14 protein-coding genes are annotated in these 13,372 nt (G+C 67.2%); 3 read left to right on the top strand and 11 right to left on the bottom strand.

Annotation, left to right across the window (positions count from 1 at the left end; all coding sequences use genetic code 11):
- Positions 1-3: 3 nt before the first annotated feature.
- The 3 genes from ABQE89_RS02535 to ABQE89_RS02525 form a co-directional block, all read right to left on the bottom strand.
- The gene (locus ABQE89_RS02535; protein WP_448413812.1) at positions 4-378 is read right to left on the bottom strand and encodes an NYN domain-containing protein; all 375 of its coding nucleotides are present in this window, start codon (positions 376-378) and stop codon (positions 4-6) included.
- Positions 379-513: 135 nt separating this feature from the next.
- Positions 514-876: an STAS domain-containing protein gene (locus ABQE89_RS02530; protein ID WP_448413810.1), complete on the bottom strand. Its 363-nt coding sequence runs from the start codon at positions 874-876 to the stop codon at positions 514-516.
- Positions 877-1,036: 160 nt separating this feature from the next.
- Positions 1,037-2,260, bottom strand: coding sequence for a DNA polymerase domain-containing protein (locus ABQE89_RS02525; protein WP_448413808.1), 1,224 nt, complete (start codon positions 2,258-2,260; stop codon positions 1,037-1,039).
- Positions 2,261-2,314: 54 nt separating this feature from the next.
- Between ABQE89_RS02525 and fadD2 the strand changes: the two genes are divergently transcribed.
- Positions 2,315-4,009: a long-chain-fatty-acid--CoA ligase FadD2 gene (fadD2, locus tag ABQE89_RS02520; RefSeq protein ID WP_448413806.1), complete on the top strand. Its 1,695-nt coding sequence runs from the start codon at positions 2,315-2,317 to the stop codon at positions 4,007-4,009.
- Here fadD2 and ABQE89_RS02515 read toward each other — a convergent pair.
- From ABQE89_RS02515 to ABQE89_RS02490, 6 genes are read right to left on the bottom strand one after another with little or no spacing between them, the layout of a single operon-like run.
- A complete protein-coding gene (locus ABQE89_RS02515) occupies positions 4,006-4,323 on the bottom strand; it encodes a hypothetical protein (RefSeq protein ID WP_448413804.1) in 318 nt (105 codons plus the stop codon). The two genes, fadD2 and ABQE89_RS02515, sit on opposite strands and share 4 nt — an antisense overlap.
- A 40-nt stretch (positions 4,324-4,363) precedes the next feature.
- Complete coding sequence (locus ABQE89_RS02510) at positions 4,364-4,657, bottom strand: hypothetical protein (RefSeq protein ID WP_448413802.1); 294 nt, start codon at positions 4,655-4,657, stop codon at positions 4,364-4,366.
- Positions 4,658-4,714: 57 nt separating this feature from the next.
- Positions 4,715-6,907 carry an acyl-CoA dehydrogenase family protein gene (locus tag ABQE89_RS02505; RefSeq protein ID WP_448413800.1) on the bottom strand — a complete coding sequence of 731 codons (2,193 nt, stop codon included), beginning with the start codon at positions 6,905-6,907 and terminating at the stop codon, positions 4,715-4,717.
- 41 nt (positions 6,908-6,948) lie between these two features.
- Positions 6,949-7,944 (bottom strand): NAD(P)-dependent oxidoreductase, encoded by a 996-nt coding sequence (locus ABQE89_RS02500; RefSeq protein ID WP_448413798.1) that lies wholly within the window; start codon positions 7,942-7,944, stop codon positions 6,949-6,951.
- Positions 7,920-9,062, bottom strand: a complete 1,143-nt coding sequence (locus ABQE89_RS02495; protein ID WP_448413796.1) for an alpha/beta hydrolase family protein — start codon at positions 9,060-9,062, stop codon at positions 7,920-7,922. Before ABQE89_RS02495 ends, ABQE89_RS02500 begins: the two co-directional genes overlap by 25 nt.
- Positions 9,059-9,682: a TetR/AcrR family transcriptional regulator gene (locus tag ABQE89_RS02490; protein ID WP_448413794.1), complete on the bottom strand. Its 624-nt coding sequence runs from the start codon at positions 9,680-9,682 to the stop codon at positions 9,059-9,061. Before ABQE89_RS02490 ends, ABQE89_RS02495 begins: the two co-directional genes overlap by 4 nt.
- Positions 9,683-9,772: 90 nt before the next feature.
- On the opposite strand from ABQE89_RS02490, the gene ABQE89_RS02485 reads away from it, so the two are divergent.
- A complete protein-coding gene (locus tag ABQE89_RS02485; protein WP_448413792.1) occupies positions 9,773-10,348 on the top strand; it encodes a VOC family protein in 576 nt (191 codons plus the stop codon).
- Between the two features lie 8 nt (positions 10,349-10,356).
- On the opposite strand, the gene ABQE89_RS02480 is transcribed toward ABQE89_RS02485, so the two are convergent.
- The gene (locus tag ABQE89_RS02480; protein ID WP_448413790.1) at positions 10,357-10,968 is read right to left on the bottom strand and encodes a TetR/AcrR family transcriptional regulator; all 612 of its coding nucleotides are present in this window, start codon (positions 10,966-10,968) and stop codon (positions 10,357-10,359) included.
- Between the two features lie 91 nt (positions 10,969-11,059).
- Between ABQE89_RS02480 and ABQE89_RS02475 the strand changes: the two genes are divergently transcribed.
- Positions 11,060-11,962, top strand: a complete 903-nt coding sequence (locus ABQE89_RS02475; RefSeq protein ID WP_448413788.1) for an oxygenase MpaB family protein — start codon at positions 11,060-11,062, stop codon at positions 11,960-11,962.
- Here the strand turns inward: ABQE89_RS02475 and ABQE89_RS02470 are convergent.
- Complete coding sequence (locus ABQE89_RS02470) at positions 11,937-13,289, bottom strand: adenylate/guanylate cyclase domain-containing protein (RefSeq protein ID WP_448413786.1); 1,353 nt, start codon at positions 13,287-13,289, stop codon at positions 11,937-11,939. The two genes, ABQE89_RS02475 and ABQE89_RS02470, sit on opposite strands and share 26 nt — an antisense overlap.
- Positions 13,290-13,372 lie beyond the last annotated feature (83 nt).

The following is a 13,372-nucleotide window of genomic DNA, read 5'->3' as shown; positions in this document are numbered from 1 at the left end:
CGCTCAGCGAGGGTCGATGCGGTTGCGCAACCGCTCGGCGGGGTAGACCGACGCACCGGCGGCGCGAACTCGTTCGGCCAAGGCGCGGTCGGAGGTCGCCACCCACAACAGCGCGGGGTCCTCGGCGGCGCGCACCAACCGCACGATCTGGTCGTCGGCGGCGTTCGCCGCGGCCTTCGGCGCGGAGGTCACCGTGATCACCGCCGATTCGAGCGGGGGCGTCAACGGATGCTCGAACACCACGGTCACGTCGGCACCGTCGGTCACCACCCATTGTTCGAGTTGTTCGACCAATGTCGCCATCGCACGGCGGCGATCTCGCCACCAGCCATCGGGCCGTGACCCGATCACGTTCATGCCGTCGACGATCCAGCGCATGCGCTGTGTGCGGTCACCGGCGGCTGCCCGCCTCAGTGGGCGACGTGCAGAACCCGCTTGGCGGCGGTGTGCCTACGGCCCAGTAGAAATCCGAGCCAACGAATGTCGAGTAACACCTGGAATCGACCTCTCCTGTCAGGCGGTCTTCTTGGTCAGCAGCGGAAGCAGCCGACGACGTTCTTCGATGTTCTCGGCGAACTGCTTCAGCGCGTCGGGAACCGACGATGCGATCGGGAAGTCCACCCCGGACGCCCGCACCAGGCGGCGCACCGGTGCACTTGCGGTCATCGCCCACTCGACACCGCTGTGAAAGCACCGGCCGTCGACCGCGGACAGAAGCGAAACAGCATGCGAGCTAACGGAACTGACCTCATCGAGGTCGAGAACATAGGGCTTCTCCGCAAGTACGAAGCGGAGTGCGAGCGCGGTGACCCGGTCCACGTTGGTGTCGTCGATGACGCCGTCGACCGCCACCACGGTGGCTAACTGGCGACACACTGCTCGAACCTGGGCCCCAGCGCAGTCAAATGCCGGATTGCCGTACATTGCGCCTCCCTTGATCACTTGTTGACCAAGCTAGCGAGCCAAAGTAAGGCATCGGGGAGCTAGAGCTAAGCCTTTGGTAAGAACCTGTTTTGGCGCCCTCAGCAAATTCGGTTCAGCCGCCGCGCGGCCACGGGCTGTAGTCGGCGAGCAGGGGCTCCTGCGGGGGCCGATCGTCCTCGGCCACGTGCTGCAGGTTGATCCGGATCCGGTACCAGATCGAACTCGGCCCACGCATACCGTCGACCAAAATGTCTGCGGGCTCGAGCTTTTCGGCCGCGGCCGGCCATTTTTCCCGCCAGGTGTCCAGCGCCGCCATCGCCTCGTCCTTGGTCTTGGTGCGGGCGATCTCGATCAGTGGTTTGGTGGAGACGCGCCGGCCGGTGCCCTTCTTCGCGCCGCGCGGCGCCTTCTCGGGCGGCCCCAACTGCTCGGCCAGGTCGAGCAGGGCCGTCACGTCGCCGGGCGTGTCGTCGATGCCCTCCCAGGGGTCGCCGAGGCTCGCGAACCGTTCGGGCACGGTCGCGACGGTGAACGCCTCGGGTCGGCAGCCGTCGACCTCGTCCCACCGCAGCGGCGTCGAGACGCGGGCGTCCGGCGTCGCGCGCACCGAGTAGGCCGACGCCACCGTGCGATCGAACGCGTTCTGGTTGAAGTCGACGAATACCCCCTCGCGTTCCTCCTTCCACCAGCGACTTGTCGCCAGCCCCGGAGCCCGCCGTTCGACCTCCCGCGCGATGGTCTGCGCGGCCAGCCGGACCTGCCGGAACGGCCACCGGCGGTGGATGCGGGCATAGACGTGGAAGCCGCGCGACCCGGAGGTCTTGGGCCAGGCCGTCAAGCTGTGGTCCTCGAGGACGTCGCGGACCACCAACGCCACCTCGACGATCTGGTCCCACTCCACCCCCGGCATCGGGTCCAGGTCCACGCGCAGTTCGTCGGGATGGGCGAGGTCGTCGGCGCGCACCGGGTGCGGGTTGAGATCGACACAGCCGAGGTTGATCGCCCACGCCAGCCCCGCGGCATCACCGATCACCGCCTCCTTCGCCGAGGTGCCGGAGGCGTATTTCAACTCCGCGACGTCGACGAAGTCGGGCCGCTTGGCCGGCGCCCTCTTCTGGAACACCGCCTCCTCGGTGATGCCCTTGACGAACCGCTTGAGGATCATCGGCCGGTCGGCCACCCCGCGCAGCGCACCGTCGGCCACGGCCAGGTAGTAGTCGATCAGATCGAGCTTGGTCAGCCCGAGTTGCGGGAATACGACCTTGTCGGGATGTGTGACGGTGACCCGTCGGCCGCCCACCTCCAGCGGTGTGCCCTTCGACGGGGATCCGGCCATATGGCCATGGTAATTTCCCGGTCGCGCCGCGACCCGCGTCACTAAGGTGGGGCTATGCCTAAGCTAACTGATCTTCCGGTGCAGGCAGCGTCTGTGATCCAGCAGTATCTCGAGCGCGGCTCGGCGGAGCTGCACTACGCCCGCAGGATGTTCGAGGCCGGTGCCCTCAAACTCGAGGCCCCGCAGAACATCGCCGCGCTGGGACTGGACATCCGGCGCTGGGGCGAGATCGGAATGATTCCCGCGCTCAATGCGCGGCGCCACCCGGACCGGACCGCGGTCATCGACGACGACGGCGAGATCACGTTCGCCGAACTCGACGACGCCGCGCACGCGGTGGCCAACGGGCTGCTGGCGATGGGGGTCAGGGGTGGCGACGGCGTCGCGATCCTCGCGCGTAACCACCGCTGGTTCTTGATCGCCCTCTACGGCGCGGCCCGTGTCGGAGCGCGAATCATCATGCTCAACAGTGAGTTCTCCGGGCCGCAGATCAAGGAGGTGTCCGAACGCGAGGGCGCCAAACTGGTCATCTACGACGACGAGTACTTCCAGGCCGTCTCGAAGGCCGACCCGCCGCTGGGCCGGTTGCGGGCACTCGGCAAGAACCCGGACAGCGACCAGCCGTCGGCGAGCACCGACGAGACACTGGCCGACGTGTGCGCGCGAAGCAGCGGAAAGCCCGCCCCGAAGGCCGCCAAGCGTTCCTCGATCATCATCTTGACCAGCGGCACGACCGGAACTCCCAAGGGCGCCAACCGAAGCACACCGCCGACGCTGGCACCGATCGGCGGCGTGCTGTCGCACGTCCCCTTCAAATCCGGTGAGGTGACCTCGCTGCCCGCGCCGATGTTTCACGCGCTGGGCTTTCTGCATGCCACCATCGCGATGATGCTGGGCACCACCTTGGTGCTGCGGCGGCGGTTCAAGCCGGCCACCGTGCTCGCCGACGTCGAGCAGCACCGGGTGACCGGCATCGTCGTCGTCCCGGTGATGCTCTCGCGCATGCTCGACGCGCTCGACGAGATGGACCGCAAGCCCGACCTGTCGGCCCTGCGGATCGTGTTCGTCTCCGGCTCTCAACTCGGCGCGGAACTGGCCACCCGGGCGCTCAAGGAGCTCGGCCCGGTGATCTACAACCTGTACGGGTCGACGGAGATCGCGTTCGCGACAATCGCACGGCCCAAAGACCTTTCAGTCAACCCGGCCACCGTCGGCCCGGTGGTCAAGGGCGTCAAGGTCAAAATCCTCGACGACGATGGCAACGAGGTGCCGCAGGGACAGGTGGGCCGGATCTTCGTCGGGAACTTCTTCCCGTTCGAGGGCTACACCGGCGGCGGCCACAAGCAGATCGTCGACGGGTTGATGTCCTCGGGCGACGTCGGCTACTTCGACGAGAACGGCCTACTCTACGTCAGCGGCCGCGACGACGAGATGATCGTCTCCGGTGGTGAGAACGTCTTCCCCGCCGAGGTCGAGGATCTGATCAGCGGTCACCCCGACATCGTGGAGGCCACCGCGCTCGGCGTGGAGGACAAGGACTGGGGTCATCGACTGCGTGCGTTCGTCGTCAAGCAGGAGGGCGCCGAGGTCACCGAGGACGACATCAAGAAATACGTCAAGGAACACCTGGCCCGGTACAAGGTGCCGCGCGAGGTCGTCTTCCTCGACGAGTTGCCGCGCAATCCGACCGGCAAGATCCTCAAACGCGAACTGCGGGAGATGCCCGTGGGTGACGCGGAAGAAGGCTAGCTGTAGCTCGCGTTGATCGCGGCGCCCGGCACGGCCAGGCACACCAACGTCAGGATCAGCAAAAACCAGCCCGCGCCCTGCCACGGGAACCAGGCGGCCCGCGCCCGCCACTGTCGATACGTCTTGACGAACGCGCCGATGCCGCCCAGCATCAGCAACCCGGGCACCGCCGACGCCACCACCACCGACTCGCGCGCGAAAAACGCGTAGATCGCGAACACGACAGCCGTCAACGCGACGACCACACCGACGTATTTGATTGCCGCGCGGAAAGTCTCGGGACGGTCGAAACGTTTCTCGACATCGTCAGTCATGGTGGTGTGGTTCCCCTGCCGGTGTCGAGTGAAACAGTGCTCAGTGCGGACCGTTGATGTACCAGGACAGGCACCCCGGGATGCCGCGACACGCGATCACCGCGGTCTGGTCGGCGGTGCCACCGGGCGGCTTGCCCTGGCGCGGCCCGACGTTGCAGGACGGCACATACGGGTTGCCCGGGATGAAACCCGGGTAGCACGGTGCCGTCCGGTACTGATCGACGGGCTGTGCCGATGCCTGGGTCGCAACGAGCATCGGCGCGAACAGAAGTCCCAGCGCCGCGGCGCCGGTGACGATCAGCGTGCGCAGGGTGCGCAGGGTGCGAATTCTCATCAATACTGGCCGTTCTTCGAAGCGATACGTCGATCCTACGCCGCTGCGCCACCGATTTTAGGGATCGCGAGGCAGGCCGAGCAGCCGCTCGGCGATGATGTTGAGCTGCACCTCCGTGGTGCCGCCGTAGATCGTCGTCGCCCGGCTGGCCAGCAGATACTCGGTCCACTTGCCCATGGGCGTCTCGGGATCGCCGATGGCGGCGTCGGTCCCGAACGACGACACCGCGAACTCGGCGTAGCCCTGGCCGGTCCGCATCGACAGCAGCTTGGAGATGGCCGCCGCGGGCATCGGGTCGCCGCCGGCCAGGGTCAGCAGGGTAGACCGCATGTTGAGCACCTTGGCGGCGTGGCCCTCGGCGATCAGGTGCCCGGCCCGGTTCTGCGCGATCTGGTCGAACTGCCCCTCGCGGATGAAGTCGACGAATCCGTCCAGGTTCGGCAGGAACGGCGCCTCACTGCTGCCGATCGACACCCGTTCGGCGGTCAGCGTGGTGCGACTGACCTCCCAGCCGCGGTTGACCTCGCCGAGCACCAGATCGTCGGGCACGAACACGTCGTCGAGGAACACGGTGTTGAACATCGCGTTGCCGGTCAGCTCACGCAGCGGCTTGACCTCGACACCGTCGCTGCTCATATCGAGCAGGAAGTAGGTGATCCCGCTGTGCTTGGGGGCGTCGGGGTCGGTGCGCGCGAGCAGCATGCCCCAGTGCGACAGCTGGGCTCCGGTGGTCCAGATCTTCTGTCCGGTGATGCGCCAACCACCGTCGACCTTGGTGGCCTTGGTGGTCAGGCTGGCCAGGTCGGACCCGGCACCCGGCTCGGAAAACAGTTGGCACCAGATCATTTCGCCGCGAAGCGTCGGTGGCAGGAAACGCTGCTTCTGTTCGTCGGTGCCGAACGCGACGACCGACGGAATCAGCCAGGTCGCAATGCCCATCGTCGGCCTGCGCACCCGGCCGCTGGCGAACTCCTGGGCGATGATGATCTGCTCGACGGGGCCGGCCCCGCGGCCCCACGGCTTCGGCAGGTGGGGGACGACCCAGCCGCCCTCGGCGATCGCGGGAGTGCGCTCCTGGCTCGGAATCGCTTTCAACGCAGCGACTTCCGCGCGGATCTCGGCACGCAGTTTCTCGGTGTCCGGATCGAGGTCGATGTCGAGCGGCCGCATTCCGGCGCCGGTCGCGACGTCGACCACCTGCTGCGGATAGTCGGCCGCGCGGCCGAAGGAGGCGGCCAGCACCAGCGCGCGACGGTAGAAGACGTTGGTGTCGTGCTCCCAGGTGAAGCCGATACCGCCGTGCACCTGGATGCAGTCCTGGGCGCAGTGCAGCGCGGCAGCCGGCGCCAGCGTGGCCGCGACGGCGGCGGCAAACTCGAAAGCGGCTTCCTCCGGCGACTTCCGGCCGAGCTCGTCGATGGCGCGGGCGGCGTCCCACACCGCCGCGGTCGCGCGCTCGGTGTCGGCGATCATCCCGGCGCACTTGTGCTTGATCGCCTGGAACTGACCGATCGGCCTGCCGAACTGTTCGCGGATCTTCGCGTACTCCGTCGCGGTGTCGGTGGCCCACCGGGCCACGCCGATGCATTCGGCGGACAGCAGCGTGGAGATCAGCGCCCGCGCGTGAGTGCGGCGCAGGTTGCTCAGCACGCGGGTGTCGTCGACCTCGACGGCGTTGGCGCGTACATGCGCCACCGGGCGCAGCGGGTCCACGCTCTGGACCGGTTCGATCTCCAACTGGTCGGCCTCGAGCACCACCCACGCCTCGCCGCTGTCGATCGCGACGGGCAGGACCAGCACCGACGCCTGCGCGGCGGCGGGCACGGCGCGGGCCTCGCCGCGGATCACCAGTCCGGCGCCGTGGCGGGTGGCGGTCAGCGTGGAGTCGAGGGCGTAGGCGGCGATGGCCTCACCGGAGGCCAGGTCGTTGAGCACCTTGGCCTCGGGGTCGTGGGCGGCGATCAGCGCGCTGGCGACCGCCGAGGGCACGAACGGGCCCGGCACCGCGCCGTAGCCGAACTCGGCGATGACGATCGCCAGCTCGAGGATGCCGAAGCCCTGCCCGCCCACGGGTTCGGCCAGGTGCAGACCCTGCAGGCCCTGTTCGGCCGCGGTCTTCCAGTACGGCGGCGGGTTGGGGATCGGCGTCTCCAGCGCTTCGTGCAGCACCTCCGACGGCGCGACGCGCGCCACCAGCGACCGCACCGAATCGGCGAGGTCGTTGTGCTCAGGAGTGATAGCGATCGGCATGAATGCACCTCAATTGTGGCGGTTGTGGGCGGTCGGGGTCGTTACGTCTCCCTATTAACCGGTCGGTTGGGACTCACGATACCGTTCACGACGTTGGCCAGTGCAGCGCCGTCTCGCAGCCGTCTGCAGTTCTGAACCGCCTCAGTGAGGTAGCGCCGCATGGTGTCCACGGTGTACCAGGTGACATGCGGGGTGACCACCACGTTGTCGAGCGTGAGCAGCGTTTTACCGGGCGGAACCGGTTCGACGGCGAACACGTCGAGTCCCGCGGCGGCCAACCGCCGGGCCCGCAGCGCCTCGGTCAGCGCGATCTCGTCGATGATCTGGCCGCGCGAGGTGTTCACCAGCACCGCGTCGGGTTTCATTCGGGCCAGCGCGGTCGCGTCCAGCAGGCCCAGCGTCTGATCGGTCAGCGGCAGGTGCAGCGACACGATGTCGCTCTCGGCGAGTAGTTCGGGCAGGTGCCGCCACTGCGGTGAACCGTCGTCGCGGGTGCTGGTGTGCAGCACGGTGGCACCCATCGCCGCCACGATCCGCTCCACCCGCTTGGCGACGTTGCCGTAGCCGACCAGCCCGACCGTGCAGCCGCCGATGTCGCGGACCGTCTCGCCGAGGGTGGGGTCCGACGGCCAGCCCCTGCCCTCACGGGTGGCCCGGTCGAGTTCGATCAGTCGGCGCAGGGCGGCCAGCATCAGCAGCACGGTGCCCTCGGCCACCGACGGCGCATTCGCGCCCGGCATGTTGGCGACCGCGATGCCCAGGCTGGTCGCGGTCTCGACGTCGATGGTGTTGACGCCTGCGCCCATCTTGTGCACGAGTCTGCATCGGTGCGCCTTCTGCAGATCCTCGCCCGGAATCGGCCGCAGCACATGCCAGATCACGTCGGCTTCGGGCAGCTCACGGTAGTACGTTTCGTCGTCGCCTTCGCCGCAGTAGCGAATGTCAAGCCAATTACTCTCGGGCGCAAGGAATTCCGTCACCTTGTCGCCGGGCTCGAAGTGGGCCAGAACTCTCAGCGCCATCGTTTCGCTATCCATTTCGCGATGGTATCGGCCTTCTCGCTGCGCGCGCCCGGGGTGGTGAAGTAGTGGTCGGTGTCGATCGAGTACTGCGTCTTGTCGGTGCTGGCCAATGCGTCGTAGATGCGCTGGGCATCCGACGGGAATACACCGGTGTCCTGCTCGGCGTTGATCACCAGTGCGGGACAGGTGATTCGGGCCAGGTGCGGTTCGGCGCGGGTCTGTGCGTGGCGCAGGCTCCACATGCCGATCCAGTTGCGCAGCGTGCTCGCCGCGGCGATGCCGAACGGCGACCGATTGGCCTTCGCCGGCACGCCGGCGTAGCACATGTTCGCGGGTCGCCTCGTCGGCTCCAGGGTGGGGTCGACCATGCGGGGGTCGGCCCAGGTGCGCAGCACCGTGAAGGGCCGGTCGGAGAAACCGGCGGCGCGGACGCGTCGCAGCTCGGCCGCGGCCCAGTCGGTGATGGCGTGATTCCGCGCGACCTGGGCGGCCCGGTAGCGTTCGACGAAGTCCGCGGAGTAGGGCGGGCCGTTCTCCTCGTTGAACAGGTCGAGATCGGGATCGGTGGCCACGGCGTCGTTCTCGTCGACAACCGACGCGTCCATCCAGGCCGTGAGCACGTCCGGACGGCCGGGGTGCGCGGCGCTGGCGATGTAACCGTCGGCCGGGACCAGATCGGTGAGGCCGAGCGCGGGCCGCATCCCCTCCAGCGGCATCACGTGCGGGGCGACGGCCTGTGCCTGATAGGCCGCCATCAACGAGCCGCCACCCGAATTGCCCAGCAGCACCACGGTCTCCACGCCCTGCACCTCGCGCAACCAGCGCACCCCGACGCCGATGTCGACAAGCGCGTGGTCGAGCAGAAACGTGCTCTCGAATCCGCGGTAGCGGGTGTTCCAGCCAAGGAAACCGATGCCCCGGGTGGCCATATAGTCGGCGAGATAGTGCTCGGAGAAGTCGATCTGATAGTGCGTGGCGATGATCGCGACCTTGGGCTTGCGGCCCACCCCGCGGTGGTACAGGCCCTGGCACGGATGGCCGCCGGCGCCTGCCCGGCGTGCGGTGGGTGAGGTCAGGCCGACGAACTCGCGGGTGACGCCCGGTGTGCCCGCGCCGCCCAGTGTCCTGGTCATCTGTCTTCCTTTTTGTAGATCGTCCGGTAGAAGATCGTGGCGAGGGTCTGCACGCAGGTTCCGTCGTCGACCGTGCCGGCGGCCTCGCCGGACAGTTGGACGTAGCAGAACTGGTTGAGCATCGACACCAGTGCCACCGCGACCAGATGTGGATCGTCGTCGGTGCAGAAGCCTTGGCGCTGAGCATGTTTGACCATCCGGGTGACCAGCGCAATCGGCAGTGAACAGATGTCGGCCCAGTATTCGGCGAAGTCGTCGTTGATCATGGCCATCTGTGACACGCTGATCATCTCGGCCAACCGGTTGCGGTAGGTGTCCCAGTGCGCGGTCACGGCCTGGTTGCAGCGTTCCCAGTTGGTCAGTCCGGGTTCGGTGGCCGCCTGGGCTCGTTCCCGCGCCTCGTCGCGGAACCGAAGGGCCCACTGGCGGACCATCGCCTCCTTGGAGTCGTAGTAGTTGTAGAACGAGGCGGTGGATTTGCCGGCTTCGGCGGCGATATCCGAAACCGTCGCCGCGAGAATGCCTTTGCGCGCGATCACCGCGCGGGCCGCGGCGTCGATGGCGGCCTGTGTCTGGCGGCCCCGCAGGGTGGGCGACTGCATACGTGGGCTGACGGTCACCTTCACTCCTCGACACCATTGAGCGAAACTGAACCTGATGTTAGATTCAGTTCACGTTCGTGGCCAGAGGTTCGCCCGAGGAGGCACGACATGATCAAGCCGAACAATCCCAACACCGAGTTCGAACTCGGTGGGATCAACCACGTGGCGCTGGTGTGCTCGGACATGGCCAGAACCGTCGACTTCTACAGCAACGTGCTGGGCATGCCGCTGATCAAATCGCTTGATCTACCGAACGGAATGGGCCAGCACTTCTTCTTCGACGCGGGCAACGGCGACTGTGTGGCGTTCTTCTGGTTCGCCGACGCGCCGGATGCGGTGCCGGGCATCTCTGCGCCCGAGGCCATTCCGGGCATCGGCGACATCGTCAGCGCGGTGAGCACGATGAACCATCTGGCGTTTCATGTGCCCGCGGAGAGGTTCGACGAGTACCGGCAACGACTCAAGGACAAGGGCGTGCGTGTCGGCCCGGTGCTCAACCACGACGAGAGTGATGCCCAGGTCTCCGCCACATTGCACCCCGGCGTCTACGTCCGGTCGTTCTACTTCCACGATCCCGACGGCATCACTCTCGAGTTCGCTTGCTGGACCAAGGAATTCACCGAACAGGACGCGAAAGCCGCGCCGAAGACGGCCGCCGACCGCCGGCCCCGCGTCACCGTTTGACGCCGGGACTACCGGGGGTGCGCGGCGAGGACGTCCAGGGTGGTGGCCAACTGGTCGATGAGTTGCTCGGGCGCCAAGTCGAGTTCGCCGGACAGCCAGGTGCTGATGGTCTGGCCGACGCCGCCGACCACGAAGTATGAGGTGGCCCTGACCGATGCGGTGTCGGGCGCACCCAACGCGCCCGCGTGTGCGAACAGCAGCGCGGCGAACAGCGCGGTGGACTCCGCGCGTTTGCGCACGATGACCGAGTTGGACAACTCCACGCCGAACAGCAGCCGGCCCACCCGGGCGTCGGCCGCGACAGCGTGCACGACGTTGGCCATGCCCGCCCGCGCCTGCTCGTCGGGCGGCGCCGCGGCCACCGCGGCCTGCGTGGTGGTGGCGATGTCGGCGATCACCGAGTCGAAGACCGCGCCGACGAAGTCGTCCTTGTCGGAGAAGCTCTCGTAGAAATAGCGGACGCCCAGCCCGGCTTGCCCGCAGATGGCGCGCACGGTCAGCTCCGCGGGATCGCGGTCACCGGCCCCGAGCAGCTCCAAACCGGCCTCCAGCAGCCGACGCCTGCGCTCTGCGAGGCGGTCGGCAGCATCCACGCCGCGGTAGGGCCGAACCTGAGCCATACGGCCATCTTGACACCCGGCGGTCAGGACGGGCAATATCAGGAAACACACGTTCTCACATTTGTGACGGCGGATAGAGACAGAGGTGCCCATGACGATCAGTGAGCCGATCCAGCACGTCGAACGTCCGGTGAGTGAAACCGCCCCCGCGCCCGCCCCCGCGGCCAAGCGGCGCCGTGGTGCTGACTTCGAAGACGGCCTGATGGGGGTCGCACTGCTGGCCGGTCCGGCGAACGTGATCATGCAGTTGGCCCTTCCCCCGGTGGGCTACGGCGTGATGGAGAGTCGCGTCGAGAGCGGGCGGGTCGACCGGCATCCGATCAAGCGCGCCCGTACCACGTTCACCTATCTGGCGGTGGCGACCATGGGCACCGAGGAGCAGAAGGCCGCGTTCCGGCGCGCGGTCAACCGTCAGCACGCCCAGGTGTACTCACTGGACGACAGCCCGGTGAAGTACAACGCCTTTGACAAGAACCTGCAGATGTGGGTGGGCGCCTGCCTCTACAAGGGCGGCGTGGACGTCTACCGGATGTTCATCGGCGAGATGGACGAACAGACCGCCGACCGCCACTTCGAGGAGGGCATCGCGCTGGGCACGACGCTGCAGGTGCCCGAGGAGATGTGGCCCAAGAATCGCGTGGAGTTCGACAAGTACTGGCAGGAGTCGGTGGAGAAGGTGCACATCGACGACGCCGTCCGCGAATATCTGTGGCCGATCGCCGCGGGGCGGGTGCGCGGGGTCAGTCTGCCCGGGCCCATCCAGCGCCGCATCGACGAATTCAACCTGCTGATCACCGGCGGATTCCTGCCGCAGCGCTTCCGCGACGAGATGAGGCTGGACTGGAACGCCGACAAGCAGCGCCGGTTCGACCGTCTGATCGCCGTGCTGCGGACGGTCAACAACATGCTGCCGCGGTTCATTCGGCAGTTCCCGTTCAATGTGTTGCTCAAGGACCTCGACCGGCGCATCAGGACCGGCCGGCCGCTGGTGTAGCGATCCGGTAGACGTCGATCTCCTCTGGTAGCCCCTTGAGTCGTTGCGGCCCAAGGCCTTCGAAGATCAGAGCCGATCCGGCAGACAGATCACGCACTGTCCTGCTCGCCAATACCTCGCCCGCTTTAGCCAATGCGCCGATGCGGGCACCGGTGTGCACTGCCAGTCCGCTCCACTCGGTTCCGCGGCGTTCACACTCGCCGGTGTGGACTCCGGCCCGAATGCGGATGCCCCTGGTCGCGAGGGCGGGCACAAGCTCCAACGCGCACCGCGCGGCCTTGGTAGGGCCGTCGAAAAGCGCGAAGACGCCGTCGCCGGTGTGATTGACGCGCACACCGCCGAACCGGGCCAACACCGCGTCGATCAGCTGGTCGTGCATGTCGAGTTGGTGGCGCCAGTGGGCATCACCCGCCGCGCCCAACTGTTCGGTGGAGCCGACGATGTCGGTGAACAGCATCGTCTTCAGGACGCGCTCGTCGGTGGGCCCGCCCGGTTCCTGGCAGACGAATGCCAGCGAGGCGTCGATCAACATGTCGAGAATGTCGAAACTGTTGTGTGCACCGGCGGGAAACTCCATGAACCGCGCACCGGGAATCCCGGCGGCCAGAGCCTTCACGGACTCGATCGGAACGAATCCGTCCCCCGGCCGGGCGCAGACCAGCGTCGGAGCCCGGATCGATCCCAGCACATCCCGTACGTCGACCTCGACCAGCGCCTGCCACCAGAATCGCGCCAACGTCGGACTCGCGACCGAGCGTTGCAGCTTGCCGAAAAGTTCTCGCACTCCGGGGGTATGCGCGGTATCACCGTGGAACACCTCCGCGAGCGCGCCGTACCCCCAGTTGTCGTCGATATCCGCCAATTGCGTGGTGATCTGCTCGGGCGTGAAACCCCAGGGGAAGTCCGGCAGTTGCTGGGAGAAGCGCGCCGCGGTCGCATACAGCAACAGCGAATGAACGCGGTCGGGGTACGTCGCGGCGAACAGGATGCAGTCCGTGCCGCCCTCACCCGTGCCGATCAGGACCGGCAGTTCATCGCCTGCGGACTCGATCACGGCCCGCAGATCGTCCATCCGCTCGTCGAGGGCCGGCGGGTGGGTGACGGGGTCGGACAACCCGGTGCCGCGCCTGTCCATGGCGAGCAGTCGCGCGGCCCGCGAAAACCGCTCGATCAGAGGGGCGTAGGGACTGTCCGGAGAGTCGTAATTGTCGACGTTGCCGACCACCCATCCCGGCACCCACACCATCAACGGGCCCGACTCCCCGAAAATCCGGTATGCCAGGCGCACGTCGCCGTTGCGCGCGTAGTTAACCCCCCGGTCAGCCACGTGAATATAGTGACACTGTCTCGTCGGCTTGGTCGCAGAATCCGACGCGATCAAGCTGGTCAGCGCCCCACGTAAGTCTCGAC

The organism is Mycolicibacterium sp. XJ1819 (genome assembly GCF_053483675.1).
Note: the sequence above shows the minus strand (reverse complement) of the source record. Positions and strands in the feature narration are given on the sequence as shown.

What these genes read in the sequence shown, in the direction of transcription:
- ABQE89_RS02510 (WP_448413802.1), bottom strand. Translation starts at nt 4,657, where the DNA reads ATGAGAATTCGCACCCTGCGCACCCTGCGCACGCTGATCGTCACCGGC.
- ABQE89_RS02480 (WP_448413790.1), bottom strand. Translation starts at nt 10,968, where the DNA reads ATGGCTCAGGTTCGGCCCTACCGCGGCGTGGATGCTGCCGACCGCCTC.
- fadD2 (WP_448413806.1), top strand. Translation starts at nt 2,315, where the DNA reads ATGCCTAAGCTAACTGATCTTCCGGTGCAGGCAGCGTCTGTGATCCAG.
- ABQE89_RS02495 (WP_448413796.1), bottom strand. Translation starts at nt 9,062, where the DNA reads ATGACCAGGACACTGGGCGGCGCGGGCACACCGGGCGTCACCCGCGAG.
- ABQE89_RS02525 (WP_448413808.1), bottom strand. Translation starts at nt 2,260, where the DNA reads ATGGCCGGATCCCCGTCGAAGGGCACACCGCTGGAGGTGGGCGGCCGA.
- ABQE89_RS02535 (WP_448413812.1), bottom strand. Translation starts at nt 378, where the DNA reads ATGCGCTGGATCGTCGACGGCATGAACGTGATCGGGTCACGGCCCGAT.
- ABQE89_RS02485 (WP_448413792.1), top strand. Translation starts at nt 9,773, where the DNA reads ATGATCAAGCCGAACAATCCCAACACCGAGTTCGAACTCGGTGGGATC.
- ABQE89_RS02500 (WP_448413798.1), bottom strand. Translation starts at nt 7,944, where the DNA reads ATGGATAGCGAAACGATGGCGCTGAGAGTTCTGGCCCACTTCGAGCCC.
- ABQE89_RS02505 (WP_448413800.1), bottom strand. Translation starts at nt 6,907, where the DNA reads ATGCCGATCGCTATCACTCCTGAGCACAACGACCTCGCCGATTCGGTG.
- ABQE89_RS02515 (WP_448413804.1), bottom strand. Translation starts at nt 4,323, where the DNA reads ATGACTGACGATGTCGAGAAACGTTTCGACCGTCCCGAGACTTTCCGC.
- ABQE89_RS02475 (WP_448413788.1), top strand. Translation starts at nt 11,060, where the DNA reads ATGACGATCAGTGAGCCGATCCAGCACGTCGAACGTCCGGTGAGTGAA.